We start from the raw sequence: 26,433 nt of genomic DNA on the forward strand, positions 1-26,433 counted from the left end.
CCGACCCACCGCCGACCGCTGCCCCGGCAGCGGCCTGCCGGCCCACCACGTACCCGTACCCGTACCGCAGGGAGCCTTCATGCCTTTCGAGATCCGCGACGTCCTGGAACTCAGCACCGAGCAGCGGCAGATCCTCCAGCTCAGCCGCGAATTCGCGGCGAAGGAGATCCGGCCCCGGGCCCGCGAGGTCGACGACGCCCAGACCGAGTCGCCGCTCGACCTGTGGGCCAAGGCGGCCGAGATCGGCCTCGCCTCCTTCATGATCCCCGCCCAGTACGGCGGTGGCGGCATCACCGACATGCTCACCCAGGTCCTGGTGCAGGAGGAGCTGTGCCACGGCGACATCGCCATCGGCAACCTGCTGACCTCCAGCGGGTTCTTCGCCGACCCGATCCTGGAACTGGGCACCGACGAGCAGAAGCAGCGCTGGCTGAGCCCGCTGTGCGGCGACACCCCGCCGTTGACGGCGCTGGCCGTCACCGAACCGGGCCACGGCTCCGACGCCGCCGGCATCCGTGCCCGTGCGGTGCGCACGGGCACCGGAGCGGACGAGCACTACGTGCTCAACGGGCAGAAGGCATGGATCTCCAACGCCCCCTACGCCCAGCGCTTCGTCGTCTTCGCCACCGTCGATCCCTCGCTGGGTGCCAAGGGCGTGACCGCGTTCGTGGTCGAACGGGACACCCCCGGCCTGACCGTCGGCAAGCCGATGCGCAAGATGGGCCAGCGGGCGATCGTCAACGCCGAGGTGTTCCTGGAGGACGTACGGGTCCCGGTCGCGGACCGGCTGGGTGACGAGGGCCAGGGCTTCTTCGGCCTGATGCGGACCTTCGACGCCTCCCGCATCCTCATCGCCGCCTCCTGCGCGGGACTGTGCCGGGCCGCCCTCGACTACGCCACCGACTACGCCCGCGACCGGGTGCAGTTCGGCGTACCGATCATCAAGCACCAGGCGGTGGCCTTCCGGCTCGCCGACATGGCCGTACGTACCGATGCGGCGCATCTCTTCGCGGTCAGGGCGGCCCGGCTGTTCGACCGGGGCGAGCGGGTCACGGCCGAGGCCGCCATGGCCAAACTGGTCGGTTCGGAGAACGCGATGGCCAACACCTGGTCCGCGGTGCAGACCCTCGGCGGCTGGGGCTACTCGCAGGAGTACCTCGTCGAGAAGTGGATGCGCGACGCCAAGCTCGAAGAGATCGAGGAAGGCACATCCGACATCCAGCGGCTGGTCGTCTCCCGCTCGCTGGCGAAGGCGGACGGACCGGGACAGCGGGCAGACCGATGACCGGTCTCGACGCCTTCCGCGACCCGGCGTCCATCGCCGTGGTCGGTGCCAGCGGTACGCCGACGAAGTGGGGCTACTGGCTCGCCAGGGGAGCCCTGACCGGAACCGCGCGGCGCACCGTGCACCTGGTGAACGCCCGGGGAGGCGCAGTCCTCGGACAGGAAACGGCGCGTTCGCTGCGAGAGCTGCCCGACGCTCCCGAACTCGTCGCCTTCGCCGTACCGGGCCCCGCACTCGGCGCCGCCGTGGACGAGGCACTGGCGCTGGGCGCACGCGGCCTGCTGGCCATCACCGCCGGAGTCGAGGACGAGCGCGGGCTCGCCGCCCGGGTCCGCGCGGCCGGTGCCCGGCTGATCGGCCCCAACTGCCTCGGCATCTACGACGCGTCCGCCGAACTCGACCTGGTCTGGGGACAGTTCAGGCCGGGTTCGCTGGCGATCGTCTCACAGAGCGGCCAGCTCGGACTGGAGCTCGCGGGCCTCGCCGACGACGCCGGACTGGGGATCTCCCGGTTCGTCTCCGTGGGCAGTCAGGCGGACGTCACGGCCCACGAAGTCCTCACCGACCTCGCAGGCCACGATGCGACCCGGGTCGTCGCCCTCTATCTGGAGAGCTTCGGCGACGGGCGCGCACTGATCGCCGCCCTCACCGCACTGCGCCGGGCCGGAAAAGCCGTACTGCTGCTGACCGTCGGCGCCAGCGACGCCGGCCGGCAGGCCGCCCGGTCGCACACCGGGGCGATGACCACCGCCACGGACATCGTGGACGCCGCCTGCGAGACAGCAGGCGCGGTGCGGGCCGAGACGCCCGCGCGTCTGATCGCCGCCGCGCAGCTCCTCGTCCGGGCACCGCGCCCCACCGGGCGGCGCGTCGTCGTCGTGACCGACAGCGGCGGACAGGGCGCACTCGCCGTCGACCTCGCCTCGCGCGCCGGATTGCTGGTGGAGCCACTGCCGCCCCCGACCCGGAACGCCATCGCGGCCGGCCTGCCACCGCAGGCCGCCACCGCCAACCCGGTCGACCTGGCCGGCGGCGGCGAACAGGACCTGCGTACGTACGGCCGGGTCGTGGACCTGGTGGCCGCGTCGGGCGGCGCCGACGCCGTCCTGATGAGCGGATACTTCGGCAGTTACGGCCGCGACATCCCGGCGCAGCAGGAACGGGAGACCGAAGTCGCCCTGGAGCTGGCCCGTTCGGCCGTCCGGCACGGACTGCCGGTGCTGGTGCACTCGATGGCCCGGTCCACCACGACCACCGAGGCCCTGCGTGCGGCGGGTGTGCCCACCTACGAGGACATCGAGACGGCCGTCGGCGCACTGGGCACGGCGGCCCGCCTCGCCGAACGGGGCCTGGCAGATGTACGTACGTCTTCCGGCGCGGAAGTACGTACCCCCCAGGCCGCGGGCGGGCGCCCGGGCGGTCCACCTGGCGGGCTCCCCACCGCTGCGCCGACCGCCTTCGGCTACCTCGCGGCCCGCGATCTGCTCGCCGGTGCCGGCATCGCGTTCCCACCCGCCCTCGCCGTCACCGACCTGGCCGAACTGCGGCATGCGGCAACCCGGTTGACTGCCCCGTACGTCCTCAAGGCGGACTGGCTTGAGCACAAGAGCGAGCACGGTGGTGTGGCGGTCGGTCTCGGTGACGCCATCGCGCTGGAATCCTCCTACATGGAGATGTCCCTGCGCCTGGGCCCCGGCCGGTACGTCGTCGAAGAGCTGGACCGCCGCCCGCACGTCGTCGAAATGGTGGTCGCCACCCGCCGCGATCCGTCGTTCGGGCCGGTGGTCGTCGTCGGCGCGGGCGGAACCGAGACGGAACTCTGGCGCGACAGCGTCCTGGCTCTCGCACCCTGCACCCACGAGGACGCGCTGAGTCTGATCGCGCGGCTGCGCTGCGCGCCGCTGCTGAACGGCTGGCGTGGCCGCCCCCCGGCCGACACCGGGGCGCTCGCCGACACGGTCGTCCGGCTCTCCCGGCTGGCCGCCACGCGGCCCGACCTGCTGGAGATCGAACTCAATCCCGTCCGCGTCGCCCCTGCCGGCCTGCTGGCCGTCGACGCACTGATCACCCTCACCGCTGCCACCCCTGCCGGCGAGATCGCCGCCGGCGGCAGCTCCACCGGTGAAACCCTCCGGTGAAACCCGTACCCAAGGAGCACTGCCCCGTGAGCCCTTCCCCCGTGAACACTCCCACCACGAAGAATTCCCCCGCTGAACTCGCGGGCCGGGTCGCCGTCGTCACCGGCGGCGGTTCCGGAATCGGCCGCGCCATCGCCCTGCGCTATGCCGCGGCGGGCGGAACCGTCGCGGTAATCGGCCGGCGCCCCGAGGCACTGGAGGAGACCGCGCGCCTCGCACGGGAGTCCGGCGGCACAGTGGAAACAGCCCCGGTCGACGTCCGCGACGCCGACGCGCTGACGTCCGCGATCGACGCGGTCGCCGCCCGGCACGGGCGCCTGGACGCGCTGGTCAACAACGCCGCAGGGAACTTCGTCGTACCCGCGGAGGACCTGTCCCCGAACGGCTGGCGCGCCGTGGTCGACATCGTCCTCAACGGCACCTTCTTCGCCACCCGGGCCGCCGCGCAGCACATGCTCGGTGCGGGGGACGGGGCGATCGTCAACGTGATCGCCAGCTACGCCTGGCACGGCCACCCCGGCACCGTCCACAGTGCGGCGGCCAAGGGCGGGGTGCTGGCGATGACCCGCACCCTCGCCGCCGAGTGGGGCGCGCGCGGTGTGCGGGTCAACTGCATCGCGCCCGGCCCGACGGAGACCGAGGGCGCGGGCGCCGCGCTGTGGCCCACGCCGGAGGCCCGTGCCCGGGTGCTCGACAGCGTTCCGGCCGGGCGCTTCACCACACCGGATGAGGTCGCCGAGGCCGCACTCTTCCTGCTGGAGGAACGCTCGCGCTACATCACCGGTACGACGATGGTGATCGACGGCGGCCAGTGGCTGGGCCGCCAGGTCTACGGCTGACGTGGGCTGCTCCACGGCTGACGTGGTCTGCGGCTGATGTCGTCCGAGGCGGCAGATCTCACACGCGGTCCGACGGCCGGTCGAGGGCGTTGTCCACGAGGATCCGTGCCCATGCGGCGTCCAGCGGGCCGGGGCGGAACAGGATCCGGTACATCATCGGGGCGACGACGCGGTCGACGACCTGCTCCGTGTCCGGTACGGCCTCGCCGCGTTCCGATGCCCGGCCGAGCATGATGTCGATCTGATCCGCCGCGTAGGCCGAGCACTGCCCCGCATTGCTGCCGTCCGGATCCCCCAGGAGCGCGTCACGGATGTACGCCCGCCCCGGCGGGGAAGCCATCTCCTCCAGGAACTGCTCGGCCCATGTGCCCAGGTCCGCGCGCAGGGTGCCGAGATCGGACGGGGGCGCCTCGGGGCGCAATCGCTCGACAGCGACGTCGGAGAGGAGTTCCTGCAGGTCGCCCCATCTGCGGTACACGGTCGACGGTGTCACGCCGGCACGGGCCGCCACGAGGGGGACGGTGAGTGCGTCCCGCCCCTGCTCGGCTTCCAGTTCACGGACGGCCGCGTGGACGGACTCCTGCACGCGGGCGCTGCGCCCTCCGGGGCGAACCATGGGCTTGGGGCTCATGGCATCCACCTTAATGCAAAATTATTGCTTCAAGGGCGGTCTCTCACGTCTCTCCACCGGGCCCGTCCGGCAGCCTGTGGACTCCGCAGAACAGGGCGCGCCCCATCGCCTACACGAGTGGGGCGTTCAGCCGGCGACCTGGGTGAGCGATCGCGTTCCGGTCTGCGCCCGTTCGTAGGCTCGTCCGGCGCGCAGCACGGTGGCCTCGCCCAGCGGACGTCCCATCAGCTGCATGCCGATCGGCAGGCCCGTGCGGTCGAGGCCGACGGGCAGGGTCAGCGCCGGGACCCCGGTGATGTTGGCCGGCGCGGAGAGGCGGACGTAACTGTCGGAGACGGCCTCGACCGTGCCGTCCGCCCACTCGACACTGTCCTGGCCCGCCCTGGCGGCCGTCATCGGCACGGCCGGAGCCGCTATCAGGTCGACCGTGCCAAGCATCCGCGCCCACGCGTCGCGCATCAGGGTCCGTGCACGCTGGGCGCGCAGATAGTCGCCGGCCGAGACGAACTCCCCGGCCTCCAGCAGAACGCGGACGTCCGGCCCGTACCGCTCGGGCATGGACCGCAGTGTGCGCTCGTGGTAGGCGGTTGCCTCGGGAACCATCAGGCCCCACTGGATCGCCTGGACGTATCGCGCCATCGGGATCTCGACCTCGACGAGTTCCGCGCCCAGTTCCTGAAGCTGCCCGATGGCGCGCTGTACCGCCACGTCGATCTCGGGGGAGACCCGGTCGAAGTAGTAGTTGCTCGGTACGCCCACCCGCAGCCCCGACAAGTCCCCTTCCTCTTCGGACAGTTCACCGATCGGAGCGGCGGTCAGGCTCGCCGGGTCACGCGGGTCGTGTCCCGCCAACGCGGACAGGACCAGCGCCGCGTCCCGCACCGTGCGGGTGATGGGGCCGACGTGGTCGAGGGACCAGGACAGCGAGGTCACGCCGTGCCGGGAGACCAGGCCGTACGTGGGCTTCAGTCCGACCACGCCGTTCAGTGCCGCGGGAACCCGGATCGAACCGCCGGTGTCGGTACCGAGGGCGAAGGTGGCCTCGCCGGCAGCGACGGCCACGGCCGAGCCGCCGCTCGACCCGCCGGCGACGCGGTCGTGGTCCCAGGCGTTCTTGGTCTGGGGTGTCGTCAGTCCGTAGGCGAATTCATGTGTGTGGGTCTTGCCCAGCAGGATCGCGCCCGCCGCGGCCAGACGCGATGCGACGGCGCTGTCTCCGTCCGCCACGTGGCCCGACCTGACCCGGGAGCTTGCTGTTGTCGCCATTCCCTTGGTGTCGATCATGTCCTTGAGCCCCATGGGGATGCCGTGCAGCGGGCCGAGCGGCTGCCCTGCCGTGATCTCCCGCTCCGCCCGGGCGGCCGCTCGGCGCGCGGCATCGGCGGTGACCGTGACGTAGGCCTGGAGCCGTTCCTCGACAGCGCCGATACGGCCGAGGACCGACTCGGTCAGCTCGACCGGGGACAGCTCGCGCGTGCGTACTGCGCGAGCCGCTTCAGTGAGTGACAGCTCAAAGGGCCGCATGGAGGTCCTCCTGAACAACGGCCTTGTAGGAAGTCGCGGGAGGCGTGTCCTCGAAGTCGAGCTCGCGCAGTGTGGCGACAACGGCCTGGATGTGGTGGGCGGTCGCGGCCACTTCCGCAGGACGTTCGCCCTCCAGGGCGAGCCCCGCGCGGCGCGCCCCACGGGCCGCCTCCCGCGGGTCGAGTTCGGTGTTCATGTGGGCTCTCCCAGGCGTTCGTGTCACGCATGCCGGACCTGCGGGCCGATACCGCGACCAATCAAAAAGCTAATGGTTTGCTTTAGGGGACGGTAGGGCCTACGGTGAGTTAACGCAAATCCGTTGCTTTTAGTGCAGAGGTAGCAACGGGCGCCGGCCGAGTGCCCTCTTCCCATGGCTGCCCGAGCACCACTCATGCCGTGACTCACCACAAGTAAAGGAACACCTCATGCCCACGCCCTCGCAGTCCGGCGCCACCGGTACCCCGTCATGGAGCGTGGGTGACCTCACCGTCCGGCGCATCGACGAAGTGCGCCTTCCCGCACCGACCGGCCCCTGGCTGCTCCCCGGGGCGACACCCGAAGTGGTGGCCCAAGCCCCCTGGTTGCAGCCGGACTTTGCCGACCACGACGGCATCCTGCGGCTGGCGAGCCACAGCTTCGCGTTCGAGGTGAACGGGATGCGGGTGCTCGTCGACACCGGCATCGGCAATGGCAAGCAGCGGGCCAATCCGGCCTGGGACCACCTGGACACCCGCTATCTGGAGCGTCTTACGGGCGCCGGATTCGCCCCGGAGACGGTGGACCTCGTCATCCTCACCCATCTCCACACCGACCACGTCGGCTGGAACACCCGGTCTGATGGGGCCAGTTGGGTTCCGACCTTCCCCCACGCCCGTTACGTCAGCGCTCGCGCGGAGTGGGACTACTGGGCAGGTGCCGACATGGAGGAGGCCCGGCGCCAGATGTTCCGGGACTCGGTGGATCCCGTCGAGGAGGCAGGGCTGCTGGATCTCGTACACGTCCCGTACGAGGGCGCGGTCATCGCGCCGGGCGTCCGGCTGCTGCCCACCCCCGGCCACACGCCGGGCCAGGTGGCGGTCGAGCTGCGCAGCCAGGGGGAGGTCGCGCTCATCACCGGAGACTGCATCCATCACCCCGTGCAGATGCTCGACCCCAACCTGGGCAGCTGTGTCGATATCGATCCCGAGCTCGCGGTCAGGACGCGTCAGCGGATCCTCGGCTCACTGGCCGGTACCCGGACCTTGCTCCTCGGCAGCCACTTCCCGCCGCCCACAGCCGGCCATGTGGTCGCCCAGGGCGACTCCTACCGGTTGGTCTGATCGCGGCCCCTGCGTCGGGCGGCGGCTGGGTGTTTGCCGTGAATTACCACGGCCTCGGCCGCGCCGGCCTTACCCCCGCCAACCTGCGTCAACGCTGTCTGCTTCCGGTGGGCTGTCCGTGGTGGGCAGGGCCATGGTGTGCTCCGGGGGTGTGTCCGAAGGTCCGGTGGAAGACATCGATGAACGCACTGGCGGATGACCAGCCGCACTGATGGGCCGTTGTGGTGACCGGGGTGTTGTCGGCGAGGAGGACCAGGGCGTGATGGAGGCGCAGTTGGGTGCGCCACTGGGGGAAGGTCATGTCGAGATCTGCCCGGAACAGCCGGGACAGCGTGCGGCTGCTGGCACCGATGTGCCGGCCGAGCTGGGTGAGCGTGCGGTTGTCGCCGGGATTGGCCTTCAACAGGCCGCACAAGTCCTGGAGTTGCGGGGCTGTGGGCGTCGGCAGATGAAGTGGCTGATGGGGTGAGACACACAGCTGATCCAGCAGTACGGCGCGCAGCCGGGCGCGCTGGGGACTGTCATCGAGGGGGGTTTCGGTGTAAGCGAGGATGAGTTCACGCAGGAGGGGCCCGACGGCGAGCACGGTCGGCTTCTCAAGCCCGATCGGATCGTCGCCCGTCTCCAGGCCGACGAGGTGCATCTCCAGATTCCCGTGGGCCTGGTGGGCGTGGACCGTCCCGGCGGGAATCCAGATGGCACGGGTGGCAGGCGCGACCCAGGTCCCCGTACTGGCCGTCACGCTCAGCACACCCCGGCTCGCGTACACGATCTGATGGTCGTCGTGCCGGTGCGCGTCGATCTCCGCCCCGGTCGCCAGTCTCTGGGTCCGGGTGGGTGCGATGGGCTCATGGCGGATTTCCAGCACAAGTCAGGACTCTATGGGAAGTGCGACAGGTGTGCGGTGGCCGGGCATCAGCGCGCAGTGCCGGTGGCCATGCCGTCCTAGGAGGCACGTACTCCCGGGGGAGGGCTACCGGGGACAATGGGCCAGTGACGATCCGAACTGCTCATGCCGCCGAACTGCCGGTCCTCCAGGACATCGAGAGGGCGGCGGGGCGATGCTTCCGCGACATCGGCATGCCGGAAATCGCCGATGACGAACCGCTGTCCCTGGACGAACTGGCGAGTTACCAGCGGGCCCAGCTGGCCTGGGTCGCGGTCGATGAGACCGACGCCCCGGTGGCGTATCTCATCGCCGACCGTGTCGACAGCAACTTTCACATCGAGCAGGTGTCGGTGCACCCGGACAGTGCACGCCGTGGCATCGGACGCTCGCTGCTGGACCATCTGGCGGACCGGGCGGCGCCGGACGGAATCCCCGCCCTGACGCTCACCACCTTCGCCGGGGTTCCGTGGAACGCGCCGTACTACGCACGCTGCGGCTTCCGGCCTCTTGACGAGAAGGAGCTCGGCCGTGGCCTACGGGAAATCCGAGCACGGGAGGCAGCTCACGGCCTCGACCGGTGGCCGCGGTTGTGCATGATCCGCGCCCTCTGACGCACGACGCGCCGGCACCGCGCCCCAGATGCGCGCGGTGCCGGCCGCTGTCACTGCCCGATGCGCGAACGGCGAGCCCTCCGCTGAGCGGTGCTGTGCGCCGGAGCGCCCGGCCGGACGCCCTCGGGTCACGACGGGCGCCCGCCGAACTGCCAGTTGTGCACCTCGACTTCGGCGTACCGGTCCGGGTTCAGGACGGCGCGTGCCGTGTCCGGGTCCGGTGCCCGGACCAACGCCGCCGTGCCCAGCCAGGTGGCGCCGTTGTCGGACAGCAGTGGCCCGTAGGCGATCAACTCGTCCCGGTCGGGCGGCAGCGCGAGGTCCGCGGCCTGCCGTGTGCCCAGGCCGAGCACCAGGTACCGGTTGCCGCCGGTCCGGCCGCCGGGAAAGTCCCACATGGTGCGCCCCAGTACGTTGCGCCACCGCCGCAGCAGCACGTCGCGGTACACGCCGGCCTGGTAGTTCGGCTCGTCGAAGGCGAACGCGCGGGCGGCGGCGGGATCGGGCAGGTCGACGATGTGCACGCTTCCGGTGGGTGTGTCGCCGTCGTCGGCGAGGGTCGGCCCCCGGGCGATCAGCTCTTTCGCGTACCGGTCCATGTAGGACCAGTGCTCTTCCGACAACTCGTCGCGCAGCGCTGCAGAGCCGAGCCGGTCGCGGTGATAACAGAGGAACTCCATACCCGAAGGATCTCTTCAAAGAGGTACCGCGTCGAGCGGATTCCCTTGCGACGGCTGCTTGGCAGCATCCTCCCTGAACTTCTCGGAGGCAAGGCGTTCTGCTGTCGGCCGAGGCTGCCGCGGCTCCGGTGGTACGGACGGCAGGATCGTCACATGAAACCGGTCTTCGTTCTCGTACACAGCCCGTCGGTAGGCCCCTCGACCTGGCACCCTGTGGCCGGACATCTCACATCCGCGGGATACCGGGTACGGGTGCCGTCCCTGCTGCGTATCGGCGTCGGCGCTCCGCCCTTCTGGCCCCGCATCGTCCATGCGGTCCAGGACGACCTCCGGCAGGTCTCGGTCGGCAGGCCCGTCGTCCTGGTGGCACACAGCAACGCGGGTTTGTTTCTCCCGGCGATTCGCGAGGGTCTCGGCCATCGGGTGGCCGGCTCGATCTTCGTCGATGCCGTGCTGCCGGCCCGGACCGGATCCACCCCTGTCGCCACACCCGAGTTGCTGGATTTCCTCAGGCCGATGGCTGTGAACGGCAGGCTGCCGCGCTGGACGGATTGGTGGGACGAGGCAGACGTCGCGCCCATGTTCTCCGACCCGACGGTGCGGCGGACAGTCACTGAGGAACAGCCCACGCTGCCGCTGTCCTATTACGAGCAGAGCATCCCGGTCACCGACGGATGGGACGACCACCCCTGCTCCTACGTACTGTTCGGCCCTGCGTATGACGATGCGGCCGCCGAGGCGCGCGAACGTGGCTGGCGGGTGGCACACCTGCCCGGCGCACACCTCCATCAGACCATCGATCCCGCCGGCACGGCCCGGCTCCTCGCCGAACTGGCCAATACGACGTGATCCGCCTCCAGTTACGTGCCGTGCGGCCTATCGGACGGTCCCGATACCGGCGAGGAAGAGGTCGATGCCGGCGAGGAACTGCTCGCGGTCGTCATGCTCGGACAGCTGCGCCGCCACCTGATGCACGAACGGGTACTCCGCGGGGTCGAGCTGCGTCCACTGTGCGGCGACCGACCCGAGGAATTCCGCCCGGTCAGTAACGTGCGCGTGCAGGCGGGCGTTCGCGGCATTCTGTCCTGCGACGCCGAGGACGTAGTTCAGGAGCGCGGACGCGGAGTCGAACTGCGCCTGTTCTGGGACGCCGAGGGCCTGGAGGCGGCCGCCGATACCTTCGAAGATCTGCGGCATCGCAGACTGCCACGGCTCGCGGGAGAGCTGGGTGCCCACCCAGGGGTGCGCGTCGATCGCGTCGAACACCCCGAGGGCAATGGCCCGGATCGACTCCCGGGGCTCCGCATCACTGACCACGTCGGACATCACCCGGGCGATGACGTCGTTGGTGGTCGCCGCCAGGAGCTCGTTCTTGTTGGCGATGTGCCAGTAGATGGCCCCGGCCCCGGTGGAAAGGCGCGCCGTGAGCGCGCGGAAGGTCAGTGCGCCTTCACCGTCGGCGTCGAGGATCTCGATCGCGGCCTCGATGATGCGCTCTTTCGAGAGCGCGTCCGTGCGCCGTTCGGTCCGCTGAGCCCTGGTCGCCATGGACGCTATTTTGACACATCTGGAATGCTGTTCCAAACGTCTCTATGGAATAGCGTTCCAGTCACGTTTCGGATGGAAGGGATCATGATGCCGACACCAGTCACGATCATCGGTGCGGGCTTGGGCGGCCTCGCCCTCGCGCGCGTTCTCCACGTACACGGCATTCCCGCGAGGATCTACGAGGCGGACCCCTCGGCAGAGGCCCGCACGCAGGGCGGCCAGCTCGACATCCACGAGCACGACGGGCAGCTCGCGCTCGAAGCGGCCGGCCTCACCGACGAGTTCCGGGCGATCATCCATGAAGGCGGCGAGGCTTCGCGCGCGCTCGACCAGCACGGAAAGGTGCTCCTCGACGAACCCGACGACGGCAACGGCGGACGGCCCGAAGTGCTCCGCGGAGACCTGCGTCGCATCCTTCTCGAATCCCTGCCCGCGGAGACGATCCAGTGGGGGAAGAAGCTCACCGGCGTCGCGGCACTGGGCGACGGCCGGCACAGGCTGACGTTCGCGGACGGATCCACCGTCAGCACCGAACTCCTCGTCGGCGCGGACGGCGCCTGGTCGAAGGTCCGGCCGCTGCTCTCCGACGCCGTGCCCGAGTACGTCGGCACGACGTTCATCGAGACCTACCTGTACGACGTCGACGAACGGCACTCCGCGACGGCCGAGGCAGTCGGCGGCGGCGCAATGTACGCGCTCACCCCCGGGAAGGGCATCACCGCACACCGCGAGGCGGGGAACATCCTTCACACGTACGTCCAGCTGAAGCGCCCCGCCGAGTGGATCGCCGGCATCGACTTCACCGACGCCGCCGCGACTGCGCGACTCGCGGCCGAGTTCGACGGGTGGGCGCCGGAACTCACCGCGCTGATCACCGACGGCGAAACCGCACCGGTCCCACGCATGATCTACGCACTCCCCGACGGGCACCGCTGGGGCCGTACGCCCGGGGTGACGCTCCTCGGGGATGCCGCACACCTGATGCCGCCGTCCGGGGACGGTGCGAACCTGGCGATGTTCGACGGGGCCGAGCTCGGCAAGGCGATCGCCGCGCACCCCGACCACATCGAGACGGCACTCACCGCATACGAAGAGGAACTGTTCTCGCGCAGCGAGTCGGCCGCCGCGCAGGCGCGCCTGGTCCTGGAGCTCTGCCTCGGTGACGGCGCACCTTTCGGACTCATCGACCTCATCACCGGCGCCCCCGAAGGAGCGCGTGAAGGGGCCGTGCAGCCCTGACCCGCACCGCCGACGGTCCTGGCGCGGTCGAGCTCGGCGAACACGAGATCCGTGAGCCCCGCATCGGTGAAGCGCTGAGAAAGGCAGCTGCAGTGTGATGTCGAGGGGCTGCCGGTGTTGCCGCAGGCGAACACGGTGAGTCACGGACTCTGCTCGTCTCCGGTCATCAGAGCGAGCAGGCTGAGGGGTGCGTCGTCATCGATCATGACCGTGTAGAAGCCGTCATCGTCTGCTTCCACGGCGGCAGCCCGCGTGAACATGCCCTGTTCGTGCTCGGCGAGCGCGGCCTCCACATCGCCAGGGTGCGCGGCGAGAGCCCGGCCGAGCTCGGCGCCGTCCTGCATGGCCAGATTGGCGCCCTCTCCGTTCGGCGCCCTGAGATGGGCCGCGTCGCCGAGCAGCGTCGCCCCCGTCACGCGGCCCCAGCGATGTCCGGCCGGCAGCATGAAGATGGGGCGCAGCACCGGCGGCGTGTCGCTGTCAGTGATCAGGGCGGTGAGTTCAGGGGCCCAGCCCTCGAACTCCTTTGCCACCCGCGTGGCCAGGGTGGCCGCATCGGCGCTGTCGAGGTCGGTGATCCATTCCCGGGGCTTCTTCAGTTGCGCGTAGACGTGAAGGGTTCCGCCGCCCTCCCGGTGGGCCAGCAGGCCCCTGCCCGGAGCAAGAGCGAACAGTGATCCGGCGCCGACCGCCGCCGCGGAGACGGGATGACGAGTGCTGCTGTCGAAGAGGAGCGTCTCCACGCTACAGACGCCGAAGTACTCGGGGGTGGCCTCGGAGAGCAGCGGCCGAACCCGCGACCACGCGCCGTCGGCGCCGACGAGCAGGCTCGAGAGGACGGTGGGGCCGTCGGCGAAGCTGACCTCGCGAAGGCTCTCGCCCAGGGTCTTCACGCCGGTGACCTTGTGGCCCCATCGGACAGTGTCGGCGGGCAGGGAGTCGAGCAGCATCTGTCGCAGCTCCCCGCGAGACACCTCGGGGTGCTCGCCGGTGCCGTTGTCGGGGAGGTCGAGCAGCATGTTGCCCGCCCGGTCCAGGACCCGGTACGCCTCGCGGCCGGGCAGGATGAGCCTGCGGAACTCCTCGGCCAGGCCGGCAGCTTCCAGCGCCGTCCGTCCGTTGTGGGGGTGGATGTCGAGCAGGCCGCCCTGGCGGCGCCCGTCCGGCGAGGGCTCCGCCTCGTAGACCGTGGCCGGGATGCCGTGCACATGCAGCACGCGGGCCAGCACGAGGCCACCCAGGCCTGCTCCGATGATCGTTACCGGTGTCGTCACGGTTCCCCCGAACTCAACTCACTGGACCGATCCCCATTGGATCGTCGCTCCAAACACGCTAGCACTTACTTTGGAGCGGCGATCCATCCGTGCAACACTGCGGACTATGGCGAAGAGAACTGCGAAGGGGGCCGCCCGGTCCCCGCGGCGTACGGACGGGCTGTCCAGGGAGCTGATCATCCAGACCGCGACCGAACTCCTGGACGGTGGCGGCGAGAGTGCGCTGACGCTGCGCGCGCTCACTGTGCGTCTTCACACGGGCTACGGAGCGATCTACCACCATGTAGCGGACAAGAGCGATCTGCTCGCGGCCGCCACCGACGCCATCATCGCCGGCGTGCTGTCCGGCTCGGTCGCCGACGCGGACCCGCGCGCAGCCCTGCGCCGCCTCGCCCTGGGCCTGTTCGACGCGATCGCCGCACACCCCTGGGTCGGGGCGGAATTCTCCCGGCAACCGTGGCGGCCCGCGCTGCTGGACTTCTACGAGAGCATCGGCAGGCTGTTGGACTCCCTGGCAGTCCCCGAACAAGCGCGATTCGATGCTGCCGGCACGCTCGTGAACTACGTCCTGGGCGTCGCCGTGCAGAACGCCGCGACCGCCCGGAGCCTCGCCGACGGCATGGACCGAGCAGCCTTCCTGGACACCGCGGCCGGGCAGTGGGCGCAGCTGAGCCCCGACCGGTACCCGTTCGTGCACGCGGCGGCGACGCGGCTGCGTGAGCACGACGACCGCGAGCAGTTCCTCGCCGGCGTCGACATCTTCCTGGCGGGTATCGCCACCCTGCGCTAGGAGCGTCGCCGGCGGTCGTGCGCTCCGGGGCGCGGGGGATCGCGGCGCTTCGATGCTTGTCGGTAGGGTTCACGATCATGAGCGTCGAGGTGGAGGTCGTCCGCGAGGCGACTGATGAGGTAGTCGAAGCAGTCACGCGCCTGCTACCCCAACTATCGAGTACTGCAAGGGCACTTGACCATGAGTCAGTGGTCCGGCTGCTGAGCAGTGATGCCAACACTCTGCTGCTGGCCCGGACCGAGGGCCGAGCGGTCGGCATGCTGACCCTGATCATGTTTCCGTTGCCGTCAGGGCTGCGGGGCCGCATCGAAGATGTCGTGGTCGACGATGCGGCCCGGGGAGGCGGTGTTGGAGCGGCATTGACCAGGGAGGCACTGCGCCTGGCCGAAGCAGCTGGGGCGCGGACCGTCGACCTCACCTCGCGGCCGTCTCGACCGGGAGCGAATCGGCTGTACGAACGTCTGGGCTTCCGGAGTCGCGATTCCCGGGTCTACCGGTTCGTTGTGCGGCCACAGGCGTAGTCGGTTCTCTCCCGGCGTCACGCGGCCGGGCGACCACCTGGGCCGGGTGGCGGCGGACATGGACTTTCATCAGATGGCCGCCGTGGCCAACCGCGACTCCTGCCGCCGGCAGAACGTCAGTCAGTGCTGTGCGACGTTCTCGGAGTGGAAGCGGGCGATGTTGTCGGCGATGTAGTCGACGTGGTCCTCCACAGCGAAGTGGCCCGATTCGAGGCGGTGCATCTCCGCGTTGGGCAGGTCGCGGAGGTAGGCGTCGCCGCCTTCGGGTGTGAAGAAGACATCGCCCTGCCCCCAGAAGATGATGGTCCTGGGCTGGTGTTCGCGCATGGACGCCTGCCAGGTCTCGTACAGCGGCGGATTGGTCCTGTAGTCCTCCAGAAGGTCGAGCTGGATGGCCCTGCGGCCGGGCCGGTCGAGGAAGGTGACGTCCACCGTCCAGTTGTCCGGAGAGATGAGCTCGGGATTCTTGTGCCCGCTGAGGTAGATCGACTTGACGCCGTCCGTGTGCAGGAACGGCAGCAGCGCGGCCTCGGTCTCCGGAGTGCGCTCCTGCCAGAGCTTGAACCGGATGTCGTCCCACACCTTGGTGAAGCCCTCTTCGTAGGCGTTGGAGTTCTGCACGACCTGCCACTGCAGCCAGTCGGGGTGGCGGCCGATGATCCGGTTGCCGATGGGGCCGCCGAAGTCCTGGTGGTAGAGGCCGAAGGACGTGAAGCCGATCCCGGTCAGCCACTGTTCGACTACCTCGGAGAGGTGGTCGAAGGTGTACGTGAAGTCGTCGGGGGCCTCGGTGTAGCCGGAACCGGGGTAGTCCGGCGCGACGACGTGGAAGCCGCGGTCCGCCAGCGCGGGCAGGAGGTTGCGCCACTGGTGCGAGGAGGACGGGAAGCCGCCCAGGAGGACCAACTTCGGTGCGCCTGGTTCACCGGCCTCGCGGTAGAACACCCGGCACCCGGCCACGTCGATGGTGCGGAAGCTGACGGTCATGGCACTTCACTCCTTGCGGTGTCGTACTCGGCGGGGCCACGTGGCCCGGGGCCGACAGGTGGTTTCAGGCGAGGGGGATGTCGTGTCCGGGGCCGCGCCCGCTTTCGGGGCGGGGGCCGAAGTAACGGCGGTCGGCCTCGTCGATGGGCAGGTCATTGATGCTGGCCTCACGGCGGCGCATCAGCCCGTTGTCGGCGAAATCCCACAGTTCGTTGCCGTAGGAACGGAACCACTGGCCTTCGGCGTCGTGCCACTCGTACTGGAAACGGACGGCCACGCGGTTCTCGTGGAAGCTCCACAGGCTCTTGCGCAGTACGTAGTCGAGTTCGCGGTCCCACTTGGCGGTGAGAAACTCGACGATCTCGTCCCGGCCGGTAAGGAACGTGTCCCGGTTACGCCAGGCGGAGTCCTCGGTGTAGGCGAGAGCGACCCGGTGCGGATCGCGGGTGTTCCAGGCGTCTTCGGCTGCCTGGACCTTGGCAAGGGCGCCGTCCATGTCGAAGGGCGGGAAGGGCGGGCGTGCGTCGGTCATGGCAGGGCTGTCCTTCACTGTGCGGTGGGTGGGTCGGTCAGCGGCGGGTTGTCGGGCGCGGCGGTGACGGAGTCGGCTTGCAGCGTCAGTAGCCGGCCGGCGATCAGGTGGTGAGGGGTGAAGTGGACGCGGCGGCCGGTGCGGTCGTCGTCGCCGGGGGTGCCCGGGTCGGTCCACTCCAGGGCGGCCCGGCCGGACAGATGGAGGGTACGGCCGGTGGTGAAGTCGCAGAAGAGCAGTGCGGCGCTGGGGTCGGCCTGGAGATTGCCGAGGGTGTTGAACATGTTGTTGCCCCAGTAGTCGGGCCACCACAGCCGCCCGTCCTCGACCCGGACGAATCCCGGCGGCCCGCCGCGGTGCGATGTGTCGTTGCCGCGAGCGGGGTGGGAGGTGCCGATCAGGAAGGTGTCGGACCTGCGGATCAGCTCGGCGTCCTCCCGGGTCAGCGCGCTTCCGTGCCGGACAGGTCCCGCGCTGGTGGCCGGGGCGGGTGCGGTGTGAAGGCGTCGGCTCTGGATGTACTGGGGGCAGTTGCCGTACGCCTGCTCCACAATGATGCGCAGCCCGTCGCTGTCAGTACGGGACAGGGTGCCGTTGACACGCAGGCGTCTGCGGGTGGCGAACTCGACGGTGATCAGCCCGACCGGCCGGCTGTTCAGCAGGTGTTGGAGTGGGTCGCCCTCGGCGGGCAGGGACCGCACGTCGAGCGCAGTCGGTGAGGCGACGTGGAGGAATCCGGGCGGGCCGGTGAGCGGGGAGGTCCACAGTGTGCCGTCAGCGTCGCGTGCGGTGATCGCCGCGAAGGTCTGCTCCGCCAGGAACCGGGTCACGCCGCTGCGCAGTCGGGCGGGGGCCAGCATGCCCGTGAGCCGGGCCGCGTCCCTGGTTACGCCTGCCTGGCGCTGCACCGCCAGCTCACCCTCATGGAAGCCCGAGGTGGTGTTGCCGGTCGCGGTGCCGGGCTCGACGGGGACGGAACCGTTCATGAGAGCAGGCCTCCTTCGACGACTCGGGTTCCAACGCTTGAGCGCGCTCGTAACCGTTAGGAAAACGATGACACCGGCAACCCCTCATGTCAAACGGATGGGGCGCGCTTCAACCGTTAGAAGTGCGGTAGCCTCGATGCCATGGATACGAAGGCACCGCTGCTGGGCGAGCCGCTTCCCGTGGAGTTGATGAACACGATCTGGGCGGACCGGGACGGCGTGCACGACGCGCTGCGGGATCCCGGCGGCACCAGGGCCTGGCTGCACGCTGTCGCTGCCCGGACGGATCTGATGACCCCGGGGGATCTCGACGCCCTCGCCACGTCGGACCTCGACCGCCTCGGCGACCGACTGATCAGCCTGCGCGGCGCGCTGCGCAGGCTGGCCGCTGAGGCCACCGGGGATCCACGCCCGACGGCCGTATCCGCCCCCCGCGAGTTGCAGGCGGCCGTCACCGTGCTCAACGGGGCCGCCGGCGATACACCTCACTGGTCCGCATTGTCCTGGACGCCTGGCCAGGAGCCCTCGCGCCATTCCCGCACCGGCGGGCAGACGCCCTCTGCCGCCGTCTCCGCCATCGCCGAGGAAGCCGTCGCGCTCTTCAGCCGGGATTCCCGCCATCAACTGCGCGCGTGCCTGGCGCCGGGGTGCGTCCTGTACTTCCTCAAGAACCACCCTCGCCGGGAGTGGTGCTCCGCAGGCTGCGGCAACCGCGCCCGCTCCGCCCGCCATTACCAGCGCCACCGCAAGACCACCGACTGAGAGTCGGGGCATTGCTTCACGGTCTCAACCAGAGTCGGCAACTCAGGGTCGTCGTGGCATGGGTATGGACGTTCCCCTTCCAAAACTGCGGCTGCGGGGGCTACTTGGTCGCGAGAGACCAGTCAGGTGTGCCCCGTGGATGGACTGAATTGCACGAGTCGAACGCCATGAACCGGGCGGTCATCGCGTGGACAACTGCGCGGTCGCGGGGCGTCGGGCGGTCGCGTGGTTCAGACGGCCCCCGCGCCTCCCCGAAGGCCAATCGCCCGGTCGGTAAGGCGGTTGCGTTTGAGGGCCCGGTACAGACCGGTCAGCTGTACCCAGTGGGACGTATGATCACGGATGTCATGTCGTAACTCGCGCCTGGAGGCTTCATGCCGCTTGTTCGTATCGATGCTATGGGCTGTGACGCCCAGCGATTGAGGGCATTGGGGCGGGCCGTCCAAGAAGCGCTGGGCGAGGCGATGGGCTTCCCGGACGACGACCGTTTCCAGATCCTGACCGGACACGACGGAGAGCGCAGCGTTCTGCGGCACGGCACCTATCTCGGCATACAGCGGGACGATGGCATCGTGTACGTGTCGATCACGTTGCGGGGTGGTCGGCCTGCCGAGCAGAAGCAGGCGCTGTACCGTCGTATCGCCGAACTCGCCCAGGAATACGCAGAGACGGAACCCCGCAACGTGTTCATCGTACTGACCGAGAACACCGATGCAGATTGGTCGCTCGGCAACGGGGAGGCCCAGTATCTCGACTGACTGATCGTTTCAAGACAAACTGCTGACGGGCTTGGCGTCGGAATCCGGCGTAGGTGAGGGCCACACTGGTCACCGGCCGGCGGATGACCGCCCCACCGTGTTCTGCGCGTTGGCTGCTGCGAGCACCGTGTCAGCCAGCTCTGCAATGGACCGTCCGCCACTCGCGTCGATGCGATCCAGGCCCAACCTGTCGATGGCATCGATCATGAGTGCCTGGTAGCGCTCCGTGCGGGACAGGAACTTGTCCGTCAGGTGCCGTTCCTCGTATGTAGCTGCTTCATAGCGGCCCGCTACGTGAACACGGGTGCGTAACACGGCGTCGTCCGCGGTGAGCCACACGGCGGCCGTGTACGGGACCTGGAGCCTCGCGACGCGGTCGGGCCAGAGTGCCGATCCCTCCAGGACAAGGCCCGTGTTGCTGCGACCTTCAGTCGTGTGGGCGGCGATCAGCTCTTCGATGCGGGGCCACAGCCGGTCGTAGTGGCTCAGAACGGACGTGATCAGTTGGTCGACTGTGAGTGATCCGTAGTGCTCGGCGACGTGTGCCGGCACCTCCCACTCCGGGGTCCTCCAGGGCCGCCCGGGGTGCCGGGCCAGCCCGTCAGTGGTCAGGCACTCGAACCCGAGCTTCCCCGCCACCGCTTCGGCAACGGTCGACTTCCCGACGTTCGACGTCCCGCCGATCAAGATCACTCGCACATCGTGCACACCGTCGACCCTACTGATCCTTTCGGGACGGTGCCTGCTCGGTGGAGACAGATGAGGCGGCACGCCAAGTGCAGGAACCCGTGGTGGAGGTCGGCGCGGCGTTCATAGCGGATGCGTAGCCTCTTGAACTGGTAAGTCCATCGGCGCGGCTGCCGGTATGGCGCGCGTCCCGTACCAGCTACGGCGCCTCGGACGGGGCCGTCCGACCCGACCCGCCGTGCGCAAGTGGCTAGCAAGCTGAGGTGAGTTCGGTGAGGACTTCGACGGCGCGGTCGATCTCGGCCTCGGTGTTGTAGTAGTGCGGCGAGAGGCGTACCAGCGGGTGGACGTCCCGGTCCTCGGCGTCGAACTGGGTCTGCACCGGGTCGGTGGTGCTGACGTTGATGCCGTGCCCGGCCAGGGCGGCCGCGACATCGGCCGTCGTCATGTTCTCGGCCTTGCAGGTCACGATCGCGCACCGCCGCCGGCCGAGGTCGTAGGTGGTGACGGCGGGCACGGCGTCCAACTTGTCGCGCAGGTAGGTGCCGAGGGCGAGAGTGCGCCGGCCGATCTCGTCCATGCCGATGTCCAGGCACTGCTGGACGGCGGCGCTCAGCCCCAGGACGCTGGCGTAGCTGACCTCCCAGGTCTCGAAACGCCGCGCGCCGTCGTTCCAGGTGAAGCTGCGCTTGCCGTCCCAGGTGGCAGCGGCGATCTCGATCACGCGCGGCTCCAGGTAGGCGAGTGCCTCGGGGCGCACCCACAGGAAGCCCGTGCCGCGCGGGCCGCGCAGGAACTTGCGGCCGGTGGCGGTGAGCATGTCGCAGCCGAGCTCGGCGACGTCCACGGGGAACTGGCCCACGGACTGGGTGGCGTCGAGGAGGAAGGGCACGCCGGCCGCGCGGGTGATGCGTCCGATCTCGGCAGCCGGGTTGACCAGGCCGCCGCTGGTGGGGACATGGGTGATGCCCACCAGCTTGGTGCGGTCGTCGATCAGGTCCGCCAGGGCGGTGGTGTCGAGCTGGCCGGACTCGTCGTTGGGGACGACGACGACCTCGGCTCCGGTGCGCCGGGCCGTCTGAAGATAGGCGAGGACATTGCTGCCGTACTCGGCCCGGCCCGTCAGGATGCGGTCGCCCGGCTTGAACGTCATGGAGTAGAACGCGGTGTTCCAGGCATGGGTGGAGTTGTCGGAGAGCGCGATCTCGTCCGCCCGGCCGCCCACCAGCCGGGCAATGTGCCCATAGGTGGAGTCGATGCGGTCCCGTTCCTGTCCCGCGGCCTCGTAGCCGCCGATCGCCGCTTCCAGCTCCAGGTGGGAGGTGACGGCCCTGAGCGTCTGCCGCGACATCAGACCCGCGCCCGCGTTGTTGAGGTGGATCCGGTTCGCGGTGCCCGGGGTGTCCTGGCGGAGCGTTTCGACGTCCATGCCCTTTGCTTCCCATCTCTGCGGTGCCGCTCTGGCCTTCACGGTCCCAAAGCGCCTCACTTCAGTAAAGGCAACGTTTCCGGTCAGGACAGGTCACAGAAATCGGCGGATGGAGCAAGGGGCGTGGGGTGCGCCGCACCTCGTACCCCGCCCGCAGGGCTCGGGCCCGGGCTTGATGGCGCCGGCGTCGCCGTCCGCCGGGGAGGAGATTCAGCTCTGCCGATCGGCTGGATGGCCGACGCCGAGCAGTGCCAGTGGGTGCTGGCCGGACGGGACGATCGCAGGGGTGAGGCCGAGGAGCCGGTCGTCGTCGAACCCGGCGACGAGCACAGCCCCCAGGCCGGCCTCGGCGGCCTGGAGGTAGATGCTCTGGCCGGCGTGCCCGGCCTCCAGCCATACGTACCGCGCGCCCCGCCGTCCCACCGGCGGCTGATCGGCGAAATGCTGCGCAGCCGCCTCCAGGTCACCGCTGAGCAGGAGCAGTGCCGCCGCCTGCCGTAGCCAGGCGTGGTCGGCGAGCGTGGTGCCGGCCACCCGGTCACGGTGGTCGCCGTCGGCGATCAGAGTCAGCACATCGCGCTCGGCGTCGTACCGGTAAGCCCCGGCGGCGAGACCGTCAATCGGAGGCGTAACCCGAACAGGCTTCAGAGGCACTTCCCGCTGTGTCATCAGCCCGGACAAGCACACGCCGGCCCGGACAAGCACACGCAGGCCCAGACAAGCACAGGCCGGAGAGGGCGGCGTTTGAGGGGCGTCCAGGGGTGTGTCCTCAACCTGACCGGAGGCACCGCTGCCTGCGAGCAGGTTGAGGACAGCGTTTGTCGACGAACCCGACCTCCGCCGGTCAGTCCTTGATTTCGCAGATCGTGGCGCCGGAGGAGACGGAGGCGCCGATTTCGGCGGTGAGGCTCTTGATGGTGCCGGAGCGGTGGGCGTTGAGGGGCTGTTCCATCTTCATCGCTTCGAGGACGACGACGAGGTCGCCTTCCTTGACTTCCTGGCCTTCTTCGACGGCGACCTTGACGATGGTGCCCTGCATGGGGGAGGCGAGGGAGTCGCCGGACGTGGCGGAGCCGGCTTTCTTCGCGGCCCGGCGCTTGGGCTTGGCGCCCGCGGCCAGACCGGTGCGGGCCAGGGCCATGCCCAGCGAGGAGGGCAGGGAGACTTCCAGGCGTTTGCCGCCGACCTCGACGACGATCGTCTCGCGTCCTGCTTCGTCCTCGTCGGTGTCGCCGCCGGCGGGGGCGAAGGGCGGGATCTCGTTGACGAACTCGGTCTCGATCCACCGGGTGTGGATGCGGAACGGGTCGGAGGTGAAGGCGGGGTCGGTGACGACCGCGCGGTGGAAGGGGATGGCGGTGGCCATGCCCTCGACGGTGAACTCCTCCAGGGCGCGGGCGGCGCGCTGGAGGGCCTGCTGGCGGGTGGCGCCGGTGACGATGAGCTTGGCGAGGAGGGAGTCCCAGGCGGGGCCGATCACCGAGCCGGACTCGACGCCCGCGTCGAGGCGGACACCGGGGCCGGTCGGCGGGGCGAAGGTGGTGACGGTGCCGGGGGCGGGCAGGAACCCGCGGCCGGGGTCTTCGCCGTTGATACGGAACTCGAAGGAGTGACCGCGCAGCTTCGGGTCGTCGTAGCCGAGTTCCTCGCCGTCGGCGATACGGAACATCTCACGGACCAGGTCGATACCGGAGACCTCTTCGGTGACGGGGTGCTCGACCTGGAGGCGGGTGTTGACCTCCAGGAAGGAGATCGTGCCGTCGACGCCGACCAGGAACTCCACGGTGCCCGCGCCGACGTAGCCGGCTTCCTTGAGGATCGCCTTGGACGCCGCGTACAGCTCGGCGTTCTGCGCCTGGCTCAGGAACGGGGCGGGGGCTTCCTCGACGAGTTTCTGGTGGCGGCGCTGGAGGGAGCAGTCACGGGTGGACACGACGACGACGTTGCCGTGCTGGTCGGCCAGGCACTGGGTCTCCACGTGCCGGGGCTTGTCGAGGTAGCGCTCGACGAAACACTCACCGCGCCCGAACGCGGCGACGGCCTCGCGTACGGCGGAGTCGTAGAGCTCGGGGATCTCTTCGAGGGTGCGGGCGACCTTCAGGCCGCGCCCGCCGCCGCCGAAGGCCGCCTTGATCGCGATCGGCAGCCCGTTCTCCTGGGCGAACGCCACGACTTCGGCGGAGCCTTCGACCGGGTCCGGGGTGCCGGCGACCAGCGGTGCGCCGGCGCGTTGTGCGATGTGGCGGGCGGCGACCTTGTCGCCGAGGTCGCGGATGGCCTGGGGCGGGGGGCCGATCCAGGTGAGGTCCGCGTCGAGGACGGCCTGGGCGAATTCGGCGTTCTCGGAGAGGAAGCCGTATCCGGGGTGGATGGCGTCGGCGCCCGAGTCCTTCGCTGCCTGCAGGACCTTGCCCATGTCCAGGTAGCTGGTGCCCGGGGTGTCACCGCCCAGGGCGAACGCCTCGTCGGCCGCGCGTACGTGCGGTGCGTCCCGGTCGGGCTCGGCGTAGACGGCTACGCTCGTGATCCCGGCGTCCCGGCAGGCCCGTGCGACACGGACAGCGATCTCGCCACGGTTGGCGATGAGTACTTTCTTCAACATGCCGGCTCCAGCGCAGGGTCCGTGGTGTGGGTGGTGCTGAGGAGGCGGTCGACGGTCTCGACGATTCCACCGATGCCCGCGCCGGGGGTGAAGACCGCATCGACTCCCAGCGCCTCCAGGGCGGCGATGTCGGCGGCGGGAATGATGCCGCCGACAAGGATGCGGACGTCGTCGGCATCCTCTTCGGCGAGAAGCCGGATCAGTTTCCGCATGATCGTCAGGTGGGCGCCCGAGAGCACGGAGAGCCCGAGTACGGGGGCGTCCTCGGCGATCACGGTCGCGGCGATCTGTTCCGGCGTCTGGTGCAGGCCGGTGTAGATCACCTCGTAGCCCGCGTCGCGCAGGGCCCTGGCGATGACCTTGGCGCCACGGTCGTGGCCGTCGAGGCCGGGCTTGGCGATCACCACGCGAGCGCGCGGGGGCGGCGCGTGGCCGGCACGGTGCGCCCCCTCTTGCACGGTGTTCATGACTTCTCCGATCGGGTGGTCAGTGGGGTGGGAGGAGGGGCGCCGGCCTGTGACGACACGGTGAGTTGTCCTGTCGACGAGCTGGTGGAGCTGTTCAGCGCGGCCAGTAGGTACGCGCCCAGGCCGAGGGCCCTTGCTGGGGCAGGGAGTTGATGCGCGAGGGATCGGCCCAGGCGTCGCGGGCGCCCGGCGGTGTGCCGGGTGCGGCGGCTGCCGCCGCGGCGCGGGCCCGGACCACCGCCAGTGCGGCGGCCAGTTCCTCCGGGGTCGGGTTTCCCCGTACGACCTTGATCATCATGGGTCGGTCCTTTCACCGGCTGAGTCCCGGGCTACAGCGGGATGTTGCCGTGCTTCTTGGGCGGCAGGGACTCGCGCTTGGTACGGAGCTGACGCAGGCCCCGCACGATGTGGGCGCGGGTGTCCGACGGCATGATCACCGCGTCGATGTAGCCGCGCTCGGCCGCCGTGTAGGGGTTGAGGAGGGTTTCCTCGTACTCCTGGATCAGGCGGCTGCGGGTGGCTTCCAGCTCTGCGTCGGGGGTGGCCGCGATGGTGCGCCGGTGCAGGATGTTCACCGCGCCCTGCGCGCCCATCACCGCGATCTGTGCGGTGGGCCAGGCCAGGTTCAGGTCGGCGCCCAGGTGCTTGGAGCCCATGACGTCGTACGCGCCGCCGAACGCCTTGCGGGTGATCACCGTGATGAGCGGGACCGTGGCCTCGGCGTACGCGTAGATCAGCTTGGCGCCGCGCCGGATGATGCCGCCGTACTCCTGGTCGACACCCGGCAGGAAGCCGGGCACGTCCACGAAGGTGATGACCGGGACGTTGAACGCGTCGCAGGTGCGCACGAAGCGTGCGGCTTTTTCGGAGGCGTCGATGTTCAGACAGCCCGCGAACTGCATCGGCTGGTTCCCCACGATGCCCACCGGGTGTCCCTCGACGCGGCCGAAACCGGTGAGGACGTTCGGCGCGAACAGCGGCTGCGTCTCGAAGAACTCCGCGTCGTCCAGGACGTGCTCGATCACCGTGTGCATGTTGTACGGCTGGTTCGCGCTGTCGGGGATCAGGCTGTCCAGCTCCTCGTCCTCCGGGGTGCGGGCCAGGTCCGCCTCCTCGGGGAACGCGGGGGGCTCGCTCAAGTTGTTGGAGGGGAGGTAGGAGAGCAGGGTCTTGACGTACTCGATGGCGTCCTTCTCGTCGCCCGCCATGTAGTGCGCCACACCGGAGTCCGTGTTGTGGGTGCGTGCTCCGCCCAGCTCCTCGAAGTCGACGTCCTCACCGGTGACGGTCTTGATGACGTCGGGCCCGGTGATGAACATGTGCGAGGTCCGGTCGACCATGACCGTGAAGTCGGTGATCGCGGGGGAGTACACCGCGCCTCCCGCGCAGGGTCCCACGACGAGGCTGATCTGCGGGATGACCCCGGAGGCATGCGTATTGCGGCGGAAGATCTCGCCGTACATACCGAGCGCGGCCACGCCCTCCTGGATGCGGGCGCCTCCGGAGTCGTTGATCCCGATGACCGGGCAGCCCGTCCTGAGGGCGAAGTCCATCACCTTGACGATCTTCTGGCCGTAGACCTCGCCGAGGGCTCCGCCGAAGACCGTGAAGTCCTGCGAGAACACCGCGACAGGGCGGCCCTCCACGGTGCCGTAACCGGTCACCACTCCGTCTCCGTACGGCCTGTTCTTCTCCAGGCCGAACGCGGTGGAGCGGTGCCGTGCGAACTCGTCCAGCTCCACGAAGGAGCCTTCGTCCAGGAGCAGTTCGATGCGCTCACGCGCCGTCAGTTTGCCCTTCGCGTGCTGCTTCTCCACCGCCCGCGAGGAGCCGGCGTGCGATGCCTCGTCGATCCGGCGTCGCAGGTCCGCGAGCTTTCCTGCCGTCGTGTGTGTGTTGATGTCGTTCACTGGTTGCTCCACCTGGGGCTCACTG

Annotated in this window: 28 protein-coding genes; 11 read left to right on the forward strand and 17 right to left on the reverse strand. The window is 69.6% G+C overall.

Going from position 1 to position 26,433, the window contains the following annotated elements:
* Positions 1–79 precede the first annotated feature (79 nt).
* The 3 genes from OG385_RS32710 to OG385_RS32720 are packed head-to-tail and all read left to right on the forward strand — an operon-like array spanning position 80 to position 4,262.
* Positions 80–1,285, forward strand: a complete 1,206-nt coding sequence (locus OG385_RS32710) for an acyl-CoA dehydrogenase family protein (RefSeq protein WP_266860356.1) — start codon at positions 80–82, stop codon at positions 1,283–1,285.
* Positions 1,282–3,423: an acetate--CoA ligase family protein gene (locus tag OG385_RS32715; RefSeq protein WP_266860357.1), complete on the forward strand. Its 2,142-nt coding sequence runs from the start codon at positions 1,282–1,284 to the stop codon at positions 3,421–3,423. The genes OG385_RS32710 and OG385_RS32715 overlap by 4 nt, the downstream gene beginning before the upstream one ends.
* Before the next feature lie 26 nt (positions 3,424–3,449).
* Positions 3,450–4,262 (forward strand): SDR family oxidoreductase, encoded by an 813-nt coding sequence (locus OG385_RS32720; RefSeq protein ID WP_266860359.1) that lies wholly within the window; start codon positions 3,450–3,452, stop codon positions 4,260–4,262.
* Between the two features lie 58 nt (positions 4,263–4,320).
* Here OG385_RS32720 and OG385_RS32725 read toward each other — a convergent pair whose 3' ends face one another.
* From OG385_RS32725 to OG385_RS32735, 3 genes are all read right to left on the reverse strand, one after another.
* The gene (locus OG385_RS32725; protein WP_266860360.1) at positions 4,321–4,893 is read right to left on the reverse strand and encodes a TetR/AcrR family transcriptional regulator; all 573 of its coding nucleotides are present in this window, start codon (positions 4,891–4,893) and stop codon (positions 4,321–4,323) included.
* Between the two features lie 126 nt (positions 4,894–5,019).
* On the reverse strand, positions 5,020–6,417 hold the full coding sequence (locus tag OG385_RS32730) for an amidase (RefSeq protein WP_266860362.1): 1,398 nt from the start codon (positions 6,415–6,417) through the stop codon (positions 5,020–5,022).
* Positions 6,404–6,613, reverse strand: a complete 210-nt coding sequence (locus OG385_RS32735; protein WP_266860363.1) for a hypothetical protein — start codon at positions 6,611–6,613, stop codon at positions 6,404–6,406. Before OG385_RS32735 ends, OG385_RS32730 begins: the two co-directional genes overlap by 14 nt.
* 229 nt (positions 6,614–6,842) lie before the next feature.
* Between OG385_RS32735 and OG385_RS32740 the strand changes: the two genes are divergently transcribed.
* On the forward strand, positions 6,843–7,736 hold the full coding sequence (locus OG385_RS32740) for an MBL fold metallo-hydrolase (RefSeq protein ID WP_266860364.1): 894 nt from the start codon (positions 6,843–6,845) through the stop codon (positions 7,734–7,736).
* Positions 7,737–7,824: 88 nt separating this feature from the next.
* Here OG385_RS32740 and OG385_RS32745 read toward each other — a convergent pair whose 3' ends face one another.
* Complete coding sequence (locus tag OG385_RS32745; protein WP_266860366.1) at positions 7,825–8,604, reverse strand: helix-turn-helix transcriptional regulator; 780 nt, start codon at positions 8,602–8,604, stop codon at positions 7,825–7,827.
* Between the two features lie 125 nt (positions 8,605–8,729).
* On the opposite strand from OG385_RS32745, the gene OG385_RS32750 reads away from it, so the two are divergent.
* Entirely contained in the window at positions 8,730–9,236 is a 507-nt protein-coding gene (locus OG385_RS32750) for a GNAT family N-acetyltransferase (protein WP_266860368.1), read from the forward strand.
* Positions 9,237–9,364: 128 nt separating this feature from the next.
* Here OG385_RS32750 and OG385_RS32755 read toward each other — a convergent pair whose 3' ends face one another.
* Positions 9,365–9,916 (reverse strand): YciI family protein, encoded by a 552-nt coding sequence (locus OG385_RS32755; RefSeq protein WP_266860370.1) that lies wholly within the window; start codon positions 9,914–9,916, stop codon positions 9,365–9,367.
* A gap of 153 nt (positions 9,917–10,069) precedes the next feature.
* On the opposite strand from OG385_RS32755, the gene OG385_RS32760 reads away from it, so the two are divergent.
* Positions 10,070–10,765, forward strand: coding sequence for an alpha/beta hydrolase (locus OG385_RS32760; protein WP_266860372.1), 696 nt, complete (start codon positions 10,070–10,072; stop codon positions 10,763–10,765).
* Positions 10,766–10,792: 27 nt separating this feature from the next.
* On the opposite strand, the gene OG385_RS32765 is transcribed toward OG385_RS32760, so the two are convergent.
* Positions 10,793–11,464, reverse strand: a complete 672-nt coding sequence (locus OG385_RS32765) for a TetR/AcrR family transcriptional regulator (protein WP_266860374.1) — start codon at positions 11,462–11,464, stop codon at positions 10,793–10,795.
* An 87-nt stretch (positions 11,465–11,551) separates the two neighbouring features.
* Between OG385_RS32765 and OG385_RS32770 the strand changes: the two genes are divergently transcribed.
* Positions 11,552–12,703: an NAD(P)/FAD-dependent oxidoreductase gene (locus tag OG385_RS32770; protein WP_266861309.1), complete on the forward strand. Its 1,152-nt coding sequence runs from the start codon at positions 11,552–11,554 to the stop codon at positions 12,701–12,703.
* Between the two features lie 140 nt (positions 12,704–12,843).
* On the opposite strand, the gene OG385_RS32775 is transcribed toward OG385_RS32770, so the two are convergent.
* Positions 12,844–13,977: an NAD(P)/FAD-dependent oxidoreductase gene (locus tag OG385_RS32775; protein WP_266860376.1), complete on the reverse strand. Its 1,134-nt coding sequence runs from the start codon at positions 13,975–13,977 to the stop codon at positions 12,844–12,846.
* Positions 13,978–14,083: 106 nt separating this feature from the next.
* Between OG385_RS32775 and OG385_RS32780 the strand changes: the two genes are divergently transcribed.
* Positions 14,084–14,767, forward strand: a complete 684-nt coding sequence (locus tag OG385_RS32780) for a TetR/AcrR family transcriptional regulator (RefSeq protein WP_266860378.1) — start codon at positions 14,084–14,086, stop codon at positions 14,765–14,767.
* Positions 14,768–14,844: 77 nt separating this feature from the next.
* The gene (locus OG385_RS32785) at positions 14,845–15,288 is read left to right on the forward strand and encodes a GNAT family N-acetyltransferase (protein WP_266860380.1); all 444 of its coding nucleotides are present in this window, start codon (positions 14,845–14,847) and stop codon (positions 15,286–15,288) included.
* 120 nt (positions 15,289–15,408) lie between these two features.
* Here the strand turns inward: OG385_RS32785 and OG385_RS32790 are convergent, their stop codons facing one another.
* The 3 genes from OG385_RS32790 to OG385_RS32800 form a co-directional block, all read right to left on the reverse strand.
* Positions 15,409–16,275: an alpha/beta fold hydrolase gene (locus OG385_RS32790; protein WP_266860382.1), complete on the reverse strand. Its 867-nt coding sequence runs from the start codon at positions 16,273–16,275 to the stop codon at positions 15,409–15,411.
* Positions 16,276–16,339: 64 nt separating this feature from the next.
* Entirely contained in the window at positions 16,340–16,807 is a 468-nt protein-coding gene (locus OG385_RS32795; RefSeq protein ID WP_266860383.1) for a nuclear transport factor 2 family protein, read from the reverse strand.
* A gap of 14 nt (positions 16,808–16,821) precedes the next feature.
* The gene (locus tag OG385_RS32800; protein WP_266860385.1) at positions 16,822–17,793 is read right to left on the reverse strand and encodes a pyridoxamine 5'-phosphate oxidase family protein; all 972 of its coding nucleotides are present in this window, start codon (positions 17,791–17,793) and stop codon (positions 16,822–16,824) included.
* Positions 17,794–17,934: 141 nt separating this feature from the next.
* On the opposite strand from OG385_RS32800, the gene OG385_RS32805 reads away from it, so the two are divergent.
* Together OG385_RS32805 and OG385_RS32810 are read left to right on the forward strand one after the other, a co-directional pair.
* Positions 17,935–18,555, forward strand: a complete 621-nt coding sequence (locus tag OG385_RS32805; RefSeq protein WP_266860386.1) for an ABATE domain-containing protein — start codon at positions 17,935–17,937, stop codon at positions 18,553–18,555.
* Between the two features lie 374 nt (positions 18,556–18,929).
* Complete coding sequence (locus tag OG385_RS32810) at positions 18,930–19,313, forward strand: tautomerase family protein (protein ID WP_266860388.1); 384 nt, start codon at positions 18,930–18,932, stop codon at positions 19,311–19,313.
* A 69-nt stretch (positions 19,314–19,382) separates the two neighbouring features.
* On the opposite strand, the gene OG385_RS32815 is transcribed toward OG385_RS32810, so the two are convergent.
* The 7 genes from OG385_RS32815 to OG385_RS32845 form a co-directional block, all read right to left on the reverse strand.
* A complete protein-coding gene (locus tag OG385_RS32815) occupies positions 19,383–20,021 on the reverse strand; it encodes a hypothetical protein (RefSeq protein WP_266860389.1) in 639 nt (212 codons plus the stop codon).
* 229 nt (positions 20,022–20,250) lie between these two features.
* Entirely contained in the window at positions 20,251–21,429 is a 1,179-nt protein-coding gene (locus OG385_RS32820) for an aminotransferase class V-fold PLP-dependent enzyme (RefSeq protein WP_266860391.1), read from the reverse strand.
* Between the two features lie 210 nt (positions 21,430–21,639).
* Complete coding sequence (locus tag OG385_RS32825) at positions 21,640–22,083, reverse strand: nitroreductase family protein (RefSeq protein WP_266860392.1); 444 nt, start codon at positions 22,081–22,083, stop codon at positions 21,640–21,642.
* 190 nt (positions 22,084–22,273) lie between these two features.
* A complete protein-coding gene (locus OG385_RS32830; RefSeq protein WP_266861311.1) occupies positions 22,274–24,028 on the reverse strand; it encodes a biotin carboxylase N-terminal domain-containing protein in 1,755 nt (584 codons plus the stop codon).
* Positions 24,025–24,498, reverse strand: coding sequence for a cobalamin B12-binding domain-containing protein (locus tag OG385_RS32835; protein WP_266860394.1), 474 nt, complete (start codon positions 24,496–24,498; stop codon positions 24,025–24,027). The genes OG385_RS32830 and OG385_RS32835 overlap by 4 nt, the downstream gene beginning before the upstream one ends.
* A 94-nt stretch (positions 24,499–24,592) precedes the next feature.
* Positions 24,593–24,796: an acyl-CoA carboxylase epsilon subunit gene (locus OG385_RS32840; RefSeq protein WP_266860395.1), complete on the reverse strand. Its 204-nt coding sequence runs from the start codon at positions 24,794–24,796 to the stop codon at positions 24,593–24,595.
* A 31-nt stretch (positions 24,797–24,827) separates the two neighbouring features.
* Positions 24,828–26,408 (reverse strand): acyl-CoA carboxylase subunit beta, encoded by a 1,581-nt coding sequence (locus OG385_RS32845; RefSeq protein WP_266860396.1) that lies wholly within the window; start codon positions 26,406–26,408, stop codon positions 24,828–24,830.
* Positions 26,409–26,433 lie beyond the last annotated feature (25 nt).

The organism is Streptomyces sp. NBC_01306, from assembly GCF_026340465.1.
Classification (GTDB): domain Bacteria; phylum Actinomycetota; class Actinomycetes; order Streptomycetales; family Streptomycetaceae; genus Streptomyces.